Origin of the sequence: Leeuwenhoekiella sp. LLG6367-2.1 (genome assembly GCF_045055775.1) — a bacterium.
GTDB classification, from domain to species: domain Bacteria; phylum Bacteroidota; class Bacteroidia; order Flavobacteriales; family Flavobacteriaceae; genus Leeuwenhoekiella; species Leeuwenhoekiella aequorea.
Map to the genome: position 1 here is coordinate 467243 of NZ_CP159331.1, position 17700 is coordinate 484942.

Annotated in this window: 14 protein-coding genes and 1 pseudogene; 7 read left to right on the forward strand and 8 right to left on the reverse strand. The window is 35.2% G+C overall.

All coding sequences use genetic code 11. The annotated features are described in order from the left end of the window. Positions 1 to 7 precede the first annotated feature (7 nt). Positions 8 to 994, reverse strand: a complete 987-nt coding sequence (locus ABVM53_RS02145) for a zinc-dependent alcohol dehydrogenase family protein (protein ID WP_405328929.1) — start codon at positions 992 to 994, stop codon at positions 8 to 10. A gap of 170 nt (positions 995 to 1164) precedes the next feature. Here ABVM53_RS02145 and ABVM53_RS02150 point away from each other — a divergent pair, with 170 nt between their 5' ends. Continuing rightward, complete coding sequence (locus ABVM53_RS02150; protein WP_405328931.1) at positions 1165 to 2052, forward strand: AraC family transcriptional regulator; 888 nt, start codon at positions 1165 to 1167, stop codon at positions 2050 to 2052. Between the two features lie 23 nt (positions 2053 to 2075). On the opposite strand, the gene ABVM53_RS02155 is transcribed toward ABVM53_RS02150, so the two are convergent. Both ABVM53_RS02155 and ABVM53_RS02160 read right to left on the reverse strand, forming a co-directional pair. Further along, positions 2076 to 3890: a ChbG/HpnK family deacetylase gene (locus tag ABVM53_RS02155; protein WP_405328933.1), complete on the reverse strand. Its 1815-nt coding sequence runs from the start codon at positions 3888 to 3890 to the stop codon at positions 2076 to 2078. Between the two features lie 83 nt (positions 3891 to 3973). Then, positions 3974 to 5011 (reverse strand): glycoside hydrolase family 5 protein, encoded by a 1038-nt coding sequence (locus ABVM53_RS02160; RefSeq protein ID WP_405328935.1) that lies wholly within the window; start codon positions 5009 to 5011, stop codon positions 3974 to 3976. 29 nt (positions 5012 to 5040) lie between these two features. Between ABVM53_RS02160 and ABVM53_RS02165 the strand changes: the two genes are divergently transcribed. Genes ABVM53_RS02165 through ABVM53_RS02190 form a run of 6 tightly spaced genes read left to right on the forward strand, consistent with a single transcriptional unit; the run spans position 5041 to position 13140 of the window. Next, complete coding sequence (locus tag ABVM53_RS02165; RefSeq protein WP_371457040.1) at positions 5041 to 6366, forward strand: sensor histidine kinase; 1326 nt, start codon at positions 5041 to 5043, stop codon at positions 6364 to 6366. A gap of 35 nt (positions 6367 to 6401) precedes the next feature. After that, entirely contained in the window at positions 6402 to 8438 is a 2037-nt protein-coding gene (locus ABVM53_RS02170) for a cellulose biosynthesis cyclic di-GMP-binding regulatory protein BcsB (protein WP_405328939.1), read from the forward strand. Further along, positions 8428 to 9312, forward strand: a complete 885-nt coding sequence (locus tag ABVM53_RS02175; protein ID WP_405328941.1) for a hypothetical protein — start codon at positions 8428 to 8430, stop codon at positions 9310 to 9312. Before ABVM53_RS02170 ends, ABVM53_RS02175 begins: the two co-directional genes overlap by 11 nt. Positions 9313 to 9314: 2 nt before the next feature. Next, positions 9315 to 11210 (forward strand): glycosyltransferase family 2 protein, encoded by a 1896-nt coding sequence (locus ABVM53_RS02180; RefSeq protein ID WP_405328944.1) that lies wholly within the window; start codon positions 9315 to 9317, stop codon positions 11208 to 11210. Further along, positions 11207 to 12754 (forward strand): hypothetical protein, encoded by a 1548-nt coding sequence (locus tag ABVM53_RS02185; protein WP_405328946.1) that lies wholly within the window; start codon positions 11207 to 11209, stop codon positions 12752 to 12754. The genes ABVM53_RS02180 and ABVM53_RS02185 overlap by 4 nt, the downstream gene beginning before the upstream one ends. 5 nt (positions 12755 to 12759) lie before the next feature. Then, positions 12760 to 13140, forward strand: a complete 381-nt coding sequence (locus ABVM53_RS02190; RefSeq protein ID WP_405328948.1) for a response regulator — start codon at positions 12760 to 12762, stop codon at positions 13138 to 13140. Here the strand turns inward: ABVM53_RS02190 and ABVM53_RS02195 are convergent. From ABVM53_RS02195 to hxlB, 5 genes and pseudogenes are all read right to left on the reverse strand, one after another. Further along, positions 13111 to 13743, reverse strand: a pseudogene (locus ABVM53_RS02195) (5-methylcytosine restriction system specificity protein McrC). The gene ABVM53_RS02190 and the pseudogene ABVM53_RS02195 sit on opposite strands and share 30 nt — an antisense overlap. 328 nt (positions 13744 to 14071) lie before the next feature. Then, positions 14072 to 15163: a cadherin repeat domain-containing protein gene (locus ABVM53_RS02200; protein ID WP_405328951.1), complete on the reverse strand. Its 1092-nt coding sequence runs from the start codon at positions 15161 to 15163 to the stop codon at positions 14072 to 14074. 5 nt (positions 15164 to 15168) lie between these two features. Beyond that, the gene (locus ABVM53_RS02205; protein ID WP_371457033.1) at positions 15169 to 15924 is read right to left on the reverse strand and encodes a hypothetical protein; all 756 of its coding nucleotides are present in this window, start codon (positions 15922 to 15924) and stop codon (positions 15169 to 15171) included. Between the two features lie 436 nt (positions 15925 to 16360). Next, a complete protein-coding gene (hxlA, locus tag ABVM53_RS02210; RefSeq protein WP_405328954.1) occupies positions 16361 to 16990 on the reverse strand; it encodes a 3-hexulose-6-phosphate synthase in 630 nt (209 codons plus the stop codon). 33 nt (positions 16991 to 17023) lie between these two features. Beyond that, the gene (gene hxlB / locus ABVM53_RS02215) at positions 17024 to 17605 is read right to left on the reverse strand and encodes a 6-phospho-3-hexuloisomerase (RefSeq protein WP_405328957.1); all 582 of its coding nucleotides are present in this window, start codon (positions 17603 to 17605) and stop codon (positions 17024 to 17026) included. Positions 17606 to 17700 lie beyond the last annotated feature (95 nt).

Consider the following 17700-nt stretch of genomic DNA (forward strand, 5'->3'; position numbering starts at 1 on the left):
ATTTGATCTAGTTTTCAACAACTACTTTACCTATTGCATTTCCGCTTGCTAGACGATCATAAGCAGCACCTACATCGGTTAATTTAAAATTTTCATCATCTAACAAAGGCTTTAGGTGACCAAGCTCTATAATTTCAGTAAGTTTTACTAAAATCTCTCCGTGTTGTGATTTATTAAAATCGTGAATCATAGGAATTAGCATAAACACCACATGAAGTGACAAACCTTTAAAATGTGCTGTACTTAAGTCTAATTCACATAATGATACTGTTGTAGCTACTTGTCCGTTTAAGGCTGCTGCCTCAAATGACTTTAATAAGTTTTCACTTCCTACTGTATCATAAACAAGATCAAAACCGGCACCCGCAGTATATTTATTTACATAATCTTCAACAGATTCTTCTTTATAATTAATAGCTGTCGCTCCATAACTTTTAATGCGCTCCAGTTGCTTTGCTCCACCTCCGGTAGCAAAAACCGTTGCATCAAAATACTTTGCTAATTGTACTGCCACGTGACCTACGCCACCAGACCCGCCGTGTACAAGAACAGTTTGTCCACTTTGAATAGCCGCACGCTTTAAACCTTCATAAGCAGTAATACCTACTAAGGGTAAAGCAGCCGCTTCTTTCATCGAAATGGTACTTGCCTTTCTTGCAATTAATCGAATATCTGCTGCTATATAATCTGCAAGCGTTCCTTGTAAATCTCCAAGACCTCCTGCACAACCGTAAACCTCATCACCTATTTTATAAGTGGTAACATCATCTGCAACCGCTTCAATTGTTCCCGCAAAGTCCATCCCCAAAATAGCCGGAGTAGCAGGCGCAAAAGGTAAATCTGAACCCATAGTACGAATCATTGTATCTACAGTATTTATACTTGACGCAGCGATTTTTACTAATACCTGACCACTTTGAAGATTGGGCTTATCTACATTAGTTTCTTCAAAAGACGCTTTTTCACCGTATTGATTAATTTGCATTGCTCTCATAACTCTCTATATTTTTATTGATTAAGTTTTTATACAAAGCAAAATTAAGGACTTTTGTATCCTTCAAATTGTACATCTAGAGGTAATGTATGTATAAATAGAGGTTTGTATATATAATAATAGTAGAATTACATTCATAAGCTCTAAATTTACAGCCTTAAACAGCCATTATGCAAATATTAGAAGCAAATAAACCTTTTGAAATACAAGAAATAACCCTAACTGAATGGAAACAAAGACCGGTTAAAAATAATTTTTTTGAGCTTGTACTTGTTGTTGATGGTCACGGAACTCAATGTATTAACTATAACATATACCCGTATCAAAAGAATAATATATTTCTACTTCCGCCTTTAAAGTGTCACTCCTTTAATATAGATGTGCCATCAAAATTTGTATTTCTAAAATTTACAGATACTTTTTTTAAAAATTCTAACCGAGTATCCCTCGATCGGTCAAAATGGTTTGGAGAAGCTGCATTTATTCTTTCTAATTACAATCAATTACCGGGTGATATCATCAAAAATGACTTAGACCGAAAACACATCAATCGGCTTATAAAAATGATCTTGCGAGAATCAAAAAATTATGGCGAGCAATCTATTGCACTTGTATCTAGCCTGATGGTATGTGTACTTGAAATTTTAATACGCAATATTAAAATGGGGAGTCATTATGAAGTGGTAAGTTCGAATAATGATGTAAGAGCTACTGCAATGCTCACTTATATAAATGAGCACATAAGTAAACCAGACTTATTAAAGGTTGAAAATCTGGCTGATGCCTTTATGATGTCACCTACCTATGTAAGTGAATTTTTTAGAAAACAAATAGGTGTTTCTTTACGCGAGTATATTATAAAAGCGAAATTGAAATTAGTCGAAATACGATTGCTAAATTCTGATTATACTTTAAATGAAATTGCCGATGAATTAAGCTTTACCGATGTAAGTCATTTATCAAAAACCTTCAAAAAGTATGTAGGCATTTCGGTGCGGGAATTTAAAAATAATGGAGATTACAAGCTTCTTAAGAGAGCTGTCTGTACTACCGATTAGTTAGAAATTTTAAGATTCAAGCATTAATTTTTAAATCCGGGTAATATATGTTCCCAGATTAGATTGATTTCGGCTTGCATATCTTCAATCTTAGCGGTGGTTACGATTACCGCATTTAATTCTGGAAGAATTAAAATAAACTGTCCATCCATACCATCTGCCCTATATGAATTGTATCGCGATCTCCAAAACTGATAAGCATAACCCTGTAACCAGTCGCTATCTGCTTCTTTAACTGTCGATGCATCAACCCAAGACGGAGCTTGCTGTATCTTTTTTGCAGTTGCACTTTCAAACCAAGCTGTATTTAAAAGTTGCTTATCATTCCATTTGCCTTTATTTAAATAAAACTGACCCAACTTGGCCATATCTTCGGTTTTGATATAAAGCCCCCATCCACCATTAGTAATTCCCGTAGGGCTTTTGTCCCACTGTGGAGTTTCTATAGATAATGGATCAAATAATCGCGTCTTAAGATAATCTACTAAACTCAATCCGGTTTCTTTCTCTAAAATAGCTGCAAGTATGTATGTGTTTAAACTATCATATTGAAATCGACTACCTGGTTTATGAACAAGAGGGGTTTTAAGATAAGCTAATTCCCAATTGGTTTCCGTAGATCGTATGTTGCTAGTTGCACCTTCTGCGTGTCCCGGACTCATCGTAAGAAGATGTTCAATAGTGAGGTCTTTCAAATTTTTTCGCTCTTCAGCATTTATCAAATCTGGAAAGAATTTTAATACCGGATCTGTCACTTTAATGCGTCCTTCTTGAACTGCAAAGCCTATCGCTGTCGAAGTAAACGATTTGCTTACCGAGTGCATAATATGATTCTCTTTAGGGTTGTGTTCTCCTAGCCATTTCTCAGCAATGACCCTTCCATTTCTCATCACTAAAATACTATGCAAATCCTGACCACTTTTTTCTACAGCATTCAGATAATTATCAAAAGCCTGCATTTCAAAATTTTCACGAATTCCCGTACTTCTCGGTAACTGGCCTTCAAGATCCTTATATCCTATGCGCTTAATTCCTCTTTTCTCGATTTCTTCGGAAACAGCATCATTAGTAAGAAATTCATAAACCGCCTGCCTATGAGAAGAAACATCTTCATAATTTGTATGATATATGGATTGTAATTCTGGAGAATCCATAGCTGGATGCTCTAAAAACATATAATTGCGGCCCGGTTTCATACTGTCTAACATTGCGGTAAAGCTAGCAAGACGCTCCGGTTGCGTTTTTGTCTCTCCTATATAGTTTGCTCCTTCAAGTGCTAGATTGCCACTATAAATAAGATTATACTCTTGAGCTAACGCAAAGACAAGGTTATTAAGATCCTCATCTACTCTTGTAAATCCCATATGTATTGAAAGGTGGGTAGTCTGAGGAAGATTACGCAATACCAATTCTATCTGAGCTCGTAACTCCTCCTCTATTTCTTCGATCTTCCAATTAGTTTCGCTTAACGATAAACCTGGGTAAGCAGCATGTTTAAAAATCTGCGGTAAGAAATACCCATTTGCATCTGTAAAACTTTTACCGGCAGTTAACGGTCTCCACTTCACAAGATCCCACTCACTGCTAAGCGCCAAATGAATTCCCACATCAACATTCGGATTTTCATTCAGCATTTTTACAGCTTCAGGAAACCAAGGTGCCGGTGCCAGAACTTCTATCGCGGTTACTACTCCATTTTTATATGATTTTATTAATGCCTGATTTCCGCTATGGCTAAATCCCATATCATCACCTCTAATTATAAGTTGACTAGCCGCTTCCTGAGCAGTAAGAAATTGCGTAAATAGTATGATCGATGCGAGTAAACGGTAGTTCATAAATGCGAGTATGGTTTCAGTTTATTTAAGTTGTAATGAAATAAAAATTTTCAGAAAAAGCTTTCCTACGGAAGCCTAATTCCTCAATTGATAATTTTTAAATTTAAATTCTTTATACCAAAGTTACCTTCGTATTCCCAAATAAATCCGGGAATATTCAATTCTTTTAATGTAGCTGTAACTTGATTGATATACTCAATTCTTGATTCTTCATCTGCATTTTCAGTTACACCATATTCTGTACACCACACCTCTACACCGTTCTTTAATTTCCACTCATTTATAAGGCTTAACTTATCTTTTATTGCTTGATAAGTTCCTGTTTGCGGATAATCTCTAAAATTGATTTCACCATCTGTTTTCAATGCTTTATCAGCCAAGCGTGGCATGACCGTGATGCTATCTTTATAAGGAAATGGAATTCCTGTTGTAGCATATTGATTTCCCGTCCACGCAGTTCCCTGATGCGTAAATATATATGGCTCGTAAAAATGAAAACTATATATAATGTTAGTATACTTTAAAGGCTGCATCCGGGAAAGCTCATACATACTATTAGCATTTGTCGCTCCCACCACAAGCTTGAGATTAGGATATTTATTTTGGATTGCTTCAATAATTATAGGAGCAGATTCTTCCCACGAATTAGGATAAACTAAGGGTTCATTTACGATATCGAGGTATACGCTTTCGGCGTTTACATTTTCATTTATGAGCTTTAAAAATTCAATCCAATTATTAGCAATCTTAAGTGTCTGTTGCTTGTAATTGGTTTCACTTAAATCATGGTTAAAATTTGAAAGTATGAGGTGAACCTTTTTTTTAGCTGCATAACTAAGGATTTTATTAATAAGCTTTGAGAAAGATTTTTTCTCACTATTCGATGCATCGTTTAAGTAATAATCAAGGTCTATAGGTAAGCGTACACGATCGATTTTATAGTCATTCAACTGCTTAAAATCGGTTTTAAACGACTTAAAGCCAAGTTCATTGTCAGAATTCCACGTCCTTTCTAAACCTGTAATGTTCACACCTTGAGCCTGTAGCATAAAATTTATACCTAAAATCAAGCTAATTGTGAAATAAAACCTTATAAAACCAACATCTTTTATATTAATCATTAATTTAGTACCTAATAATGTTCTAGTGTATGGAAAGATCTTTATCCCATTCCTTTTTTTCTGAAGAGCTTCGTTTACAAATGTGGAAAGCTTCAAACAAACTCATTTGGGGCTCCATTTTCTTCTTAATCTTTATCTCAATTCTTGACTTTTTATTGATTAAAGATTTATATGTAACGCTTACTATGCTCAATCTAGCGGCACTTGCGCTTATTGTTTTGTGTAATTATACATTAACTAAAATACAACAAAAACCGATGTGGCTTCTACATATGGTTTTTATCATTTTAATTTTTCTGTTTCTATATAGTCTCTCGCTCACAAATGAAATAGGCTATCATCTTTACCTGCCCTTAATAGCCGTAACATTTGTTACCTTTAATAGCATTGCAATATGGCCTATCGCACACGCCGTTTTTGAGTTCGTACTACTTTGCTTACTCATTATAGGTTTGAGTTATTATAAGATTATTGATTTTGACTTACTGGTAGAATCGGGGGGTTACACCGCCTTAGCGATAGCTGCTGTAAGTATAACGTTCCCATCTATAAAGTTATTAAGTCTTAAGGATGACATTACAGAAACCTACAAGCAAAAACAAAAAATAAAGCAGCTTACAATTCAAAATACAGATCTGGAGAAAGAAATCGAAACCAGAACTACCCAGGTTAAAAGAAATGAGAATATCGCTAAGGTTTTTAGACACGATCTTAAAAACAAATTAGGAAGTATTGAGTCGCTTATAGAGCTTATAGAATTAGAGGATCGTTATATTCTACAAAGTGGTCAAAACGACTACTTAAAAATGATCAAAAATTCGCTTTCAGATGCGACAGGAGAGAACACCTTTTTCAAACATTTTAATGAAGAAGTAACTCAAGAGCAGGCTGTACTCAATAGAAGCATAGTTGATTTACACGAACTTGTCACTACCAATGGATATAAGTTTTTTGAGAAAACAACTTCACAAAACATTCAGCTTAAAACAGACCTTAAGGCAAAGAACTCGATGATCTATGTAGATAAAAACATAGCCGATGTTGCCATTTACAACCTGATGAAATATGCATTAGACTTTTCTAAAAATAATGATGTTATCGCTATTACCACACGTAACTATGAGCATCTTATTATCTTAGAAATAGTAAATAGAACTACCGGTATTTCTATGACAGAGCTGGAATCGTATTTCAAAAACATCAACGATTACAAATTGAAAGAAATGCAACAGAATAAAGGTCTGGGACTAAGTATTTCTAAAAATCACATCGAACTTTTAGACGGCCATTTGCGATATAGTGCCTCTAATACACTAGGATTTGAATTTCTAGTTGAATTTACATTTAGTAGTTAACCATTCCCAAACGCCCCCACTTATTGACTTAACCTATGAGAAATAAACTATTATTCATACTTGCTGTTTTGACTGTTTTTTGCGCCGTTAGCGTGCAAGCACAAGTCACTTACAAATTTTCAGATTTTGATTATCCTGAGGAAGCAGTTACCTGGGGAGCTCACAGTAAAGTTAGCTACTTCATTCCCGTCAAAGCGAGTAAACTGCTTCAGTCTAACGTTTTACAACTTGATTTTAAGGCTTCCGACGTATTGGATATATCCAAGAGTTTTGTCACTGTTTCTGTATCAGATATGCCGGTTGCTACAAAAGCACCTTCCGCAGAAGATCATACCCTACGATTTACAATTCCATTTACGGCAGAAGATATAAAGTCAGGATTTTTAAAAGTAGATGTATTAAGTAATTTTAATATTGATGAGTCTATTTGCGATAGCTACAATGAAGGGGTTTTCTGGATTAAACGTCTTCCTTCATCGTATATAAATTTAGATTACGACACGAGTCTGGCGCCTCCAACGGCTACCATTAGTAGTTTTATCTCCAAAGCAGATAAAATTTTACTTCCTCAAAATGCTTCTTATGAGCTTATAAGTTATGCTGCGTATATCAAGTTTTATTTTGAGCGTGAATTTGCACAACAACTCGAGGTTTTAGATATCCCAGAAACTTTTACAGCCGCATACAACAACAGCATACTTCTGGCTACATCAGATAAATTACCGGCTTCTGTACAATTATCTTCTGCGTCAAAAACTACCTCAAAAAGCAATGGATGGCTAGAACTCTATCCCTTGACTGTAAATGACACAGACAGCATTAGCCAGGCTCAGGCACTTATTGTAACCGGCAGCGATAAAGTTGGTTTTAAAAAAGCTGCGGAAACTTTGCTTTCTAAAGACATTATTAGCAGCGCGTATTCAAAAAGTCTAGCGGTTTCAAGCGGGATGGATATGAGTTATCCAATACTTAAAAATGACCGTCAGGTAAGTCTCAGAAAATTAGGAGTCGCCGATGAGATCACCGAAGGTATAGGCAAACTCACGAAAGATATTACACTGCCTCGATCTATTTTTGGCTCTAAATTACTGGAGCTTGAATTAGAATTAAATTTTACATACCGTCCTCTTAAAAGTGAAGAGAATGCCTATGTAAATATTTATATGGATGATGTTTTAAAATACAGTCATCAACTGGATAACTCGGGTCAATTTGATGAAGCGATAACTTTTGATCATTTAGAGTTAAAGAAAAACAACCTACTTCGTGTGGAATTTTATTACATACCGTCTGGCGGGTTGTGTGTTGAAAATCCGGTATCGTTTTATGCACAGATTAATTTAGATCGCTCAAAATTTAAAGCCATCTCGTATAAAGATGATGAGAATCTAAGTTTCTTTTATTTTCCTGAAAACTTTCAATCTGCTACACCAGCAATTTATTTGGACATTCCTCTTAATGCAACTCATATCGCAGCATTGAGCAAGTTTGTAAATTTATTAAACCCTAACTTCAACAAACACCGCTATCTATATCCTCAAATCCTACCCTTAGACAGTCTTAAGGCAAATACAGGTAAATACAGTCCGATTATCATCTCATCTAAAGCAACTTCGTTGACTGCATTTTCTTCAGACAATGCATATTTTCAGCTTGATGACACGAACTATAAGTTCAAAAAAGAAGATTATGAAAATTACTTTAATATCTCGTATACTGACAAGATAGGTGTAAACCAACTCTTTAAAAAAGACAATTTAACCGGAATGTTCTTATTTGTTCCCGATGGGAATGCCGCAATTTTAGAACTTCTTGTAGATCAAATAGACGGTCAAACGTTTAACAATACAGGAGATTTAATTCTTGCCAGTGCCGATGATTCGTATTTCTTTAATTTAGGAGATACGGCAAATGCGATTAGCGATCAGGAAATTCAAAACGGGTTTGATCTCTTTTGGCAAGAGTTTAGAGTGTTTATCATCTTTGGGTTGTTTATTATAATGACCGTGCTACTGATTTATATTTTTCAAAAATCACAAGAATCTAAAAACAACATTGTAGATGAAAACTAGATTATCCCTTTTTCTACTCTGCTTTAGTTTTGGCATTCTTGCTGCCCAGCATAGCAACCAGCCAGATCTGCCTGCAGACACTTTAAATACGCAAAAAGAGCGGTTAAATCCCTGGCAACAAGCATCTGGCGAATTCTTATTTTCTCCTTTTGTAAGTCACTACAGAGCAACATCTTTTAGAGACGCCAACGGTAACAAAAGCGACTTTGCAGACAATGGGAAGTATACAAACTACAATCCCAGACTCTTTGTAGCCGCTCCATTAATTTCAGATAAATTAAATGTGATAGCTTCCATACCTTATTTTTTCAATAGGTATGAGAATTCAAATTCATCTGATTACAATGCAGATTTTGGAGATATTGAGCTGGGACTGAGATTGCATCTGGCAAAAATGGGTGACAATTATCTTATGGGAAGTTTAATAAGTTATATCCCAGCCTATTCAAACACCACACAACCGGTAGCCGGTTATGATCTATTTGGCTTAGAAACCAGACTTGCACTTGTAGGAAGTCTTAAGTTTTTAGGAGATTACAATAACTTTCATAAAGTAGAATTAGGTTTGCGCTACTTCTTCCCTAACGATCCTACGCAGTTGCGTTTTTTACTCTCTGAAGGATTTAGAGTGACCGATCAATTAATACTTATGGGCGAATTTGAAGGCTTATTTTCTTATAGTAAAAACGATGACTTTTTTACTAATAACTTACAGAATACCGAGGAGTATAAAATTATCAAAGCAACTTTTAATGTGGGTTATGAATTCACGCCAGAATTTGCGCTATATGCCGGTGCCTTTCACGATGTGTATAACCGCAATGCCGCAATAGGTCACGGATTTCAAGTATTTAGCGTGATAAAACTCAACTAATAATGCAGCTACTCTATAGAAATGATTTATTTCTGAAATCTGGCCTACTACCAGAAAGTACCTATGCTCAAATAGATAAAATGAGCAAAAGTATGAATAAGTCGTTTCTTAAGGTCACGCTTAATTATGCATTTCTCTCCAGGCTAGCTTACAAGGAGCATCTTCTTAAAAACAATATCAGTTTTTATCAATTTGATTATACACAGCTTTTTAAACTGAAAAGCGAATTTTCTAAAGCCGATTTTGATTTTTTACTCGATCACAATCTATATCCTGTAAAACTAGAAAATGGTAAAGTAGATCTTATAATTGCAGATCCTTCTGATGACATTAGTATCTCAAAATTTAAAGAGTACTTTTTACTAGAGATAGAAACTATACACATTGCCGAAGATCTCGATATTGTAAAAGCATTACACATGACTTATGGGGATGCTATTCTGCATAAAGCTGTTTTTGATTTGTATGAGCGGGATAATAAAAGCTCTGCGTTAGAAACTTTTACACTTAGGCAAGTGCTGGTATTGGGCGGACTCGGGGTTATTTTACTGATATTATTATTTATATTTCCGGTTTTTACCATTATTAGTATTAACCTGTTTATAAACCTTTTTCTATTATTTGCTATAGGGTTTAAATTCTTACTTACCGTAGTAGGCGCCAAGTCTGAAACTATTCAGAAAATATCACCGGCCGAGTTGGGCAACTATCCAGATGACGAACTCCCCTACTACACGATACAACTACCAGTATTTAAAGAATCTGAAGTTATTTACAAACTGGCTTCTAATCTTCAGAATCTCGATTATCCTAAAGATAAATTAGATGTAAAATTATTAATAGAATCTGATGACGAGGTTACTTTTAATGCGGTAAAAAACCTCAAATTCCCTTGTATTTTTGATCCGGTTATAATCCCTTATTCGCAGCCTAAAACAAAACCCAAAGCCTGTAATTATGGGTTACATTTCAGCAAAGGGAAATACCTCACTATTTACGATGCAGAAGACATCCCAGATAGTGACCAGTTAAAAATGGTAAACGCACTGTTTAATAAGTTACCTGACAATTACATCGTGGTACAGTGTGCTCTAAATTATTTTAATAAGACTGAAAATTTCTTAACCCGAATGTTTACGCTTGAGTATTCATACTGGTTTGATTATATGCTACCGGGACTTGATGGTCTGGGAGTTCCCATTCCGCTAGGGGGTACTAGTAATCACTTTAAATTTGACAAACTTATAGAGTTAGGCGGCTGGGATGGTTTTAATGTTACTGAAGATGCAGATTTAGGAATTAGAGCCTACGCCAAAGGTTATAAGGTTACGGTGCTTAATTCTACTACCTATGAAGAAGCTAACAATGCTTTTTACAACTGGATACGGCAGCGCTCCAGATGGATTAAAGGCTATATGCAAACCTATCTGGTGCATATGCGTAATCCTATGAAGTTATTTAGAGAAGTAGGATGGAGTGGCTTCTGGGGATTTCAGTTTTTTATAGGAGGTACCTTTTTTACATTTCTTGCCTACCCTATTTTACTGCTTTTATTTCTGTTTTACTTTTTCCTCACTTTAGACATTAGTGAATCTGTGATGGGTTCCTTTAATACTGATATCATCAATTTCTTTAAAATAATATTTCCAGATTGGGTGATTATCTTATCGGTCTTTAATTTTATGGCCGGTAATCTATTGATGATTTACATTAATATGATTGCTGTCTTCCGTAGAAAATCTTACAGCCTTATCCTTTTTGCTATCACAAACCCCGTATATTGGTTGATGCACTCTATATCTGCCTACAAAGGATTATTTCAGCTTATATCGAAACCATTTTATTGGGAAAAAACAAATCACGGTCTTACAAAATCGCATAACCCTGATATTAAATGAAAAATGTCTTTTCAATATTTATAATCGGTTTGTTTTTTTCTGCGTATTACGTGGGACTGGGCTACTATGAATATTCCTTAGGATTTAAATATCTGGAACCGCTATTTATGAGTGACCGGTTGCAGCTGCTGTTTACTAATGATATTAAAACACTAGAACTTTTTTACTTCACCTATCCGGTTATTTCTCAATTAATTACAATCCCGGCCGGATTAATAGATCCACTGCTGGCACCTATGATCACCTCTGGGATTACTGTAGGTTTTTTTGCTGCCTATATTGTAGTCATACTTTTCAAGCAAAAGCTCCCTATAGTTTCTGTAATTATTACAATGTATTTTTTGTGTAGTCCGGTGATAATATCAGTCGCGACATCAGGCACATCGCTGTATTTATATCTTATACTGTATTATTTCTTTTTTCATTTTCTGTTTAGATATACTCGAGATTATACAACCTATAATTTTGTAATACTCAGTTTGTGTCTTACGCTATTTGTATTTCTCAACTATTCCTTTTTATGGATGGTTGTTTTTATGCTTCCGCTCATTTTTCTATTTAGTTTGTTCAATTCGCCGGGAATTCAAAAGTCGTATCTGGGTATTTTTACTGAACTTACTCAGAGTAGAGTTACCGCCAGAGAACTTGTTGGGAGTTCGCTTTCTACCGTATTAGTGATCGTTTTTACACCACTGGTGAGTTTGTTATTTTTTCTCACAATCAATTACTGGTTTACGGGTGACTTTATGTTTTTTAGCACTACCAAAACCGCATCTTGGGATCAGCATCCCTTCTTAGATTTTGTATTCTACAATACTTCTGAAAATTTTATAGATCTTGGAACGAGTTGGGATTATCTCTCCATCTCAATACTTGCATTATCACCGGTGTTTCTTACCGCTTTTCTGATCGGAAGAAAAAAGTTGTTGTTTCAATTAATTATGCTTCTTGTACCGGTGTGGATATTATATTCAAAAAATTCTAACTCGGCAGTTTTACTCTCTCTGTCAGATTTTCTAATTATTACTGCAGCCGGAATCGCAGCATTCATACATTTTTTTCATACCTCTTTACTCCCTGTATTTTCAAAAAGTAAGCTGCTCCACCTAATCACGTTTATCTTACTCCTCATCAATTTGGGTGGTGAGTATTTTTATCTTACACATTCGTATACCAACCAAGAGCAGAATATGCTGGCTTTCTTAAAACAGGAAGAGCCTTTAAATAGTGATGCTACCGCAGATATGGCAAATTTTATAAATGAGAATTTACCTAAAGATGCTACCATACTTACAGATAACACTTTGTTTTATCCTACAATTGCCTTGTCGCGTGATCATGTGAAGTATGTAGATCAATTTGATCCCAATTATTACAACGCTTTACAGGCACCACAAGTTCACGCAGATTATATTTTAATTCTGAATAATGCCAAACAACGCGATCAAAAAGACGGTGTAAAATATGTGGTAGATCAAACTGATATTGAGCTGCAAACTCACTATACAAATACACTTTTCAGCTTAATACAGATTAAAAAATAACAATTATGGAATTAGAACAGCAGGTGAAAATTCTCACCGTAGATGACAACCCGGTTAATCTTTTTCTAATTTCTACGATTGTAAAGAAAATTTGCCCACATGCTATTGTTTACGAGGCAAAAAATGGAGCCGAAGCGCTGGAATATTATAAGCAAAACGCACCCGATTTGCTATTTCTCGATCTTAAATTACCCGATATTCACGGACTCGAGGTAGCCAAAATTATAAGAGCTACAGATTCTGATAAGCGTACGCCTATTGTAGTGGTAAGTGCAAATAACGCTGAAGAGTCGGGATACGATGCATCATCAAATCTTATAGATGATTTTGTAGATAAGCCTATTAAATATGATTCTCTAAAAGCTATTATCGATAAGTTTATTTGAGATTAATATTTGTTTTAAATCGTGGCCTAGTTTATGATTTAGCTTGTCATCCTCCAATACATTTACCCAGGCTAAACCACAAAGATGATTATCAGTAGTTCCTATTTTGTTAAACGGACTAACATCAACTTTTGCTTCACCAGTGCCGGGATACAACAACAAGGCAACCGGTGCCTTCCAATACTCATTGTACACATACATCTGACGTAAATCGTTTGTAGAAGGTTTATTGTGGTCAATTATTTTCCATTTAGTGTCAATAAGCATTAGCGTTTCTTCGCCTCTTTTAATTACAATATCAGGACGAATAGTGATATTGTTTCACAAAGTTTTACTGCGTTGTCCCAATACCTGAACTTCATCATCCCGAAAGGCTCTATTGAGCTGAACCAAAATATACTTCTCCCACAAGTTATTCATATCAAAAAGTAACGCAATCATCTTTTCTGAACCACTCTTGACACTGGGGGCAAAATTTAGAATAATGAGACGCGCAATTTCTAAAGCTGTAGCATAAGAATGTTCTTTACGACCCAAAACCAATTTATCAAAAGTGGCTGCTGTGGCTTGTATCGCTTTTGCTTCCGGGAAATTTAATAGGATGGACTTGCACTTTCCCTACAAATACCCTCATTAATTTTTGTTTATACTCTAGATTTCAGCACTTGTTAGTAGCTGTTTAATGCTCAACTAGTTCGAAAAGCATCAGCACCTACTTAGTATTAAAGCAATTTTAAGAAAATTGTTAAATTATCTAGCATAAAAGCACTTCAACCTCTTTTTAGACATACGAGGCGGCGGTGATTGAATGGGAGATCGAAAAATTTTTAGGGCTATCTATAGAAAAGATTGAGGGGTTTGGAAAAAAGACAATAAAAAAACCTGCCAATAATAAAATTGGCAGGTTTCGAAGCCTATTTAAAATCTCTATCTAGAAACCGTAATTAAAATATTTAATGTCATACGTATTATCACGTGTATCATAAGTAAGTATTAACTTATACCGTGAATCTGTACAAATAAAAAGTTCTTCTGCCGAAATAGTTGAGAGTTCAACACCATCCTTATTTATTGAAAAGAATATTCCTTCCATATGAGTGCCTCTAGCGGCACTAGCGTCATTCTCATCAAATTCAGGAATAGATAATTCTAATTTGATAATAGTTCCTGTAATTTCTGTAGACGAAAATGTAATCTCCTCACCATTTTTTGTAAACGATTCGGCTCCTCTAAAATATCCTGTATCACTAGTTGTTTCTATATAAAAATAGCTAGACGATGGCGGTATCCCACAAAATATGTAATCACTAAAGCCTCTAAATAAAATACTATAGTTTGCTACAGGTTCTTCAACGTCATTTAAATTTATCGTTACGGATGCATTTTTAAAATTATCCCCACTACTCACTTGTATAACAGCAGATATTACCGGATTTCTTTCAAAATCGAATAGGGAAACATCACTAACATATAGATTCCCATTTGCCTCATCAATATATATCGCACCCTCCGGTTCCTGATTAAGAATGCGATAGCTTAAAACATCCAGATTTGTAGTTGTTTTAATGCTGCCTAAAGATTGATTGACAGCAGGGTTTTCATTTATTGATATATTTAAATTCTCAACATTAAGTATAGCTTCTGCAACGTCTCTTAATTCTACCACCACCTTTGCCGTTGCACTCAAAGAATCTGTATAAACTTCTACTTCTGCATATAATTCTGTATAGATCTCAAAATCAAAAAAAGACGAGTCTTTAACAAATAGTTTACCGGTTCTCTCCTGTATGGCCAGAGCTCCTTGTGGTGAATCATTCTTAATTTTATACTTGAGCAGAGTAGTGTCTGTTTGTGAAGCTCTAATTAAGCCCAGATAAGTCTCTGCTTGAGGATTTTCATCTAAAATTACAAAGAGATCTGCAACTTCAATAAAGTTGCGATCTTCAGTTTTATCAACATCTACTTCCTCTACATCACAACTTATCAAGCCTAGTATACCAAAGACAAAAAATAATTCTCTCATGCTGCTTACTGCAAATAGTTGAAAGTAGCTGTATAAAAAGACTCTTCATTTTCATCAAAATTTACTGCTTTTACGGTAGCAGAAACTGGATAGTTATCTGCATCATAAACATAATCAACATCAATCTCTACTAGAGGTTGGTTATTATGATCTCTGTATAAAACCTTAGAAGGATTATTCTTGAACAATAGTTTTCGTGCTTTAATTATTTCTGAAGCTTGAGGAGTCATTGAAAAGTTTAGTTGTATTCCATCTAGTACATCAATTATTCCAGCAGACTTTAACGTGAAAAAATAAGGATTTGGAGCATCATCATAAGTTATCTCAGCAGTATATTCAACCTTACGTGCCGTATTATTCTCATAAATTTCCTGAAAAAATACAAGCTTTGTTGGATTAAGATTGGAGTCATATTGCTCAATTTGTCCGATTTCGAAGGCATCGTATGGCGATTGGTAAAATTCTTCAATACTCAAATTATCTCCTTGACCAGTAACATTTACTAGATCTCCATTTGAGTAAATAAAACGGTCTGTATCTTCACCATTTGATACACTACTTAGACGTTTATCTGCATCATATTCTAAAAAAAGTGTTGTCTTATCTGAAGAATCACCAATTGAAGTTATGATGGCACTACTTACTAATTTTTCAGCAACTTTTCCATTAGCTTCTTCAAACTCATCAGAAACTGTGTCATCACAACTTATAGTTATAATAGCCAATACGATTAATGCCTTAGTAAAATAATTTTTTCTCATTTTTGATTTATTAGTTAAAATAGATTTGGGATTTGGCTAATTTAGCCGTGATAAACTTAATGACTGTCAAAAGAATTATTTTACAGAATTCCTCATTCAACTGAAAATTTATCTTATTACGAAGAATAAAAAACTAATTATTAGCATTTTAAATAAAGTAAAAACTTCATTTAAATTGATCAGGTTAAAAACGCTATTTACACATATATTTTAGGAGTGAATATTTGATACTTATTTAGATCATTGTCATATTTCACATGACGACTATACGCTTTCTGAAAATCAGAATGAAATTGAACCTGCTAAGAAAAGCAATAAAGTTGTGAGATGGGATAATTACAACTCTACCAACTCCAATAATAGCTCACCACAACAAAAAAAACCCCCTGCATACCTTTCGATTTGCAGGGGGTTTTTCTTTTCAATGCTGCTTCAATTATGTATTCAGTATATCACGTAATTCTTTTGCTGCTGCTGCAGGATCTTCAGCTCCGTAGATTGCTCCACCGGCAACGGCTACTACGGCTCCAGATTCTTTTACTGCTTTGATGGTATCTTTGTTTACACCACCTGCGATCGATACCGGTACACCGGCGCTTATAGCTTCATCGATTAGCACCTGTACAGAATAACCGTCAAGAGCTTGCTCGTCTAAACCGGCGTGTAATTCCACAAATTTCACTCCAAATGCAGATACTTCTTTTGCGCGTTGTACACGGTCTTTTACACCTATAGTATCTACAACCACACCTTTATTACGCTCATTAGCTGCTTTAACTGCACCTTTTATTGTTGCATCATCTACAGATCCTAAAATCGTAACAAAATCTGCTCCTGCATCAAAAGCTAATCCTGCTTCTAACTCACCAGTATCTGCAGTTTTAAAATCTGCAAAAACTTGCTTGTCTGGAAATGCATCTTTCATTGCACGTATTACAGAAACTCCTTCACTTTTAATAAGCGGAGTACCTAATTCTATAATATCTACGTAAGGCGCTACTTTCTCTGCAAGAGCTAACGCATCTTTTGTGTTTAATAAATCGATTGCTACTTGTAACTTAGTCATAATATGCTGTATTTAAATTATTTATTATTTGTGTTATTCTAAATTAGAATGTCTTTTATAGAGTTCTTCTGCACTACTCCCATCTATTGACCACAAGGTTTGCATCAATGCATCAAAAAATAAGAGTAAGGCTTGTTCAAACAAACTGCCTGCATATTGATCAGACACCGTGTTTTCATGTGCCTGTTTTTGAGCTGCAGGAATGGTCACGATATAGTCACTTAACGCTGCCAGTTCAGATGCTGCATCGGTTGTAAAGCAAGCCACCTGTGCATTTTGGTCTTTTGCTGTTTTAGCTGCACGTATAACTGTACTTGTTGTTCCAGAGCCAGATCCTGCAATTAATAAATCTCCAGATCCTATCGCCGGTGTTGTAGTTTCTCCCACAACATAAGCGGTAAATCCTAAGTGCATCAAGCGCATTGCTGCCGCTTTCATCATCAATCCGCTGCGGCCCATTCCTATTAAAAAAATGGCTTTTGCTTTTTGAATAGGATCTACTAAAGCACTTAATTGCTGAAAATCAAATTGTTTTAACAGCTGTTTGTGTTCGTTGAGAATGCTATTCATTGCCTCTTCACTCTTCTTATTTATATCTATCTGCTGTGCGCTCATAGTTTAATTTTTGTACGCTGCAAAGATATCGAGCACATTAGCTAACCGGTGTTACAATGTGATAGTTGTCTGGTACAATTTGCCAAGTATGTATA

What these genes read in the sequence shown, in the direction of transcription:
- ABVM53_RS02175 (WP_405328941.1), top strand. Translation starts at nt 8,428, where the DNA reads ATGAAAACTAGATTATCCCTTTTTCTACTCTGCTTTAGTTTTGGCATT.
- ABVM53_RS02200 (WP_405328951.1), bottom strand. Translation starts at nt 15,163, where the DNA reads ATGAGAGAATTATTTTTTGTCTTTGGTATACTAGGCTTGATAAGTTGT.
- ABVM53_RS02155 (WP_405328933.1), bottom strand. Translation starts at nt 3,890, where the DNA reads ATGAACTACCGTTTACTCGCATCGATCATACTATTTACGCAATTTCTT.
- ABVM53_RS02160 (WP_405328935.1), bottom strand. Translation starts at nt 5,011, where the DNA reads ATGATTAATATAAAAGATGTTGGTTTTATAAGGTTTTATTTCACAATT.
- ABVM53_RS02185 (WP_405328946.1), top strand. Translation starts at nt 11,207, where the DNA reads ATGAAAAATGTCTTTTCAATATTTATAATCGGTTTGTTTTTTTCTGCG.
- ABVM53_RS02170 (WP_405328939.1), top strand. Translation starts at nt 6,402, where the DNA reads ATGAGAAATAAACTATTATTCATACTTGCTGTTTTGACTGTTTTTTGC.
- ABVM53_RS02205 (WP_371457033.1), bottom strand. Translation starts at nt 15,924, where the DNA reads ATGAGAAAAAATTATTTTACTAAGGCATTAATCGTATTGGCTATTATA.
- ABVM53_RS02180 (WP_405328944.1), top strand. Translation starts at nt 9,315, where the DNA reads ATGCAGCTACTCTATAGAAATGATTTATTTCTGAAATCTGGCCTACTA.
- ABVM53_RS02190 (WP_405328948.1), top strand. Translation starts at nt 12,760, where the DNA reads ATGGAATTAGAACAGCAGGTGAAAATTCTCACCGTAGATGACAACCCG.
- hxlB (WP_405328957.1), bottom strand. Translation starts at nt 17,605, where the DNA reads ATGAGCGCACAGCAGATAGATATAAATAAGAAGAGTGAAGAGGCAATG.
- ABVM53_RS02150 (WP_405328931.1), top strand. Translation starts at nt 1,165, where the DNA reads ATGCAAATATTAGAAGCAAATAAACCTTTTGAAATACAAGAAATAACC.
- ABVM53_RS02165 (WP_371457040.1), top strand. Translation starts at nt 5,041, where the DNA reads ATGGAAAGATCTTTATCCCATTCCTTTTTTTCTGAAGAGCTTCGTTTA.
- hxlA (WP_405328954.1), bottom strand. Translation starts at nt 16,990, where the DNA reads ATGACTAAGTTACAAGTAGCAATCGATTTATTAAACACAAAAGATGCG.
- ABVM53_RS02145 (WP_405328929.1), bottom strand. Translation starts at nt 994, where the DNA reads ATGAGAGCAATGCAAATTAATCAATACGGTGAAAAAGCGTCTTTTGAA.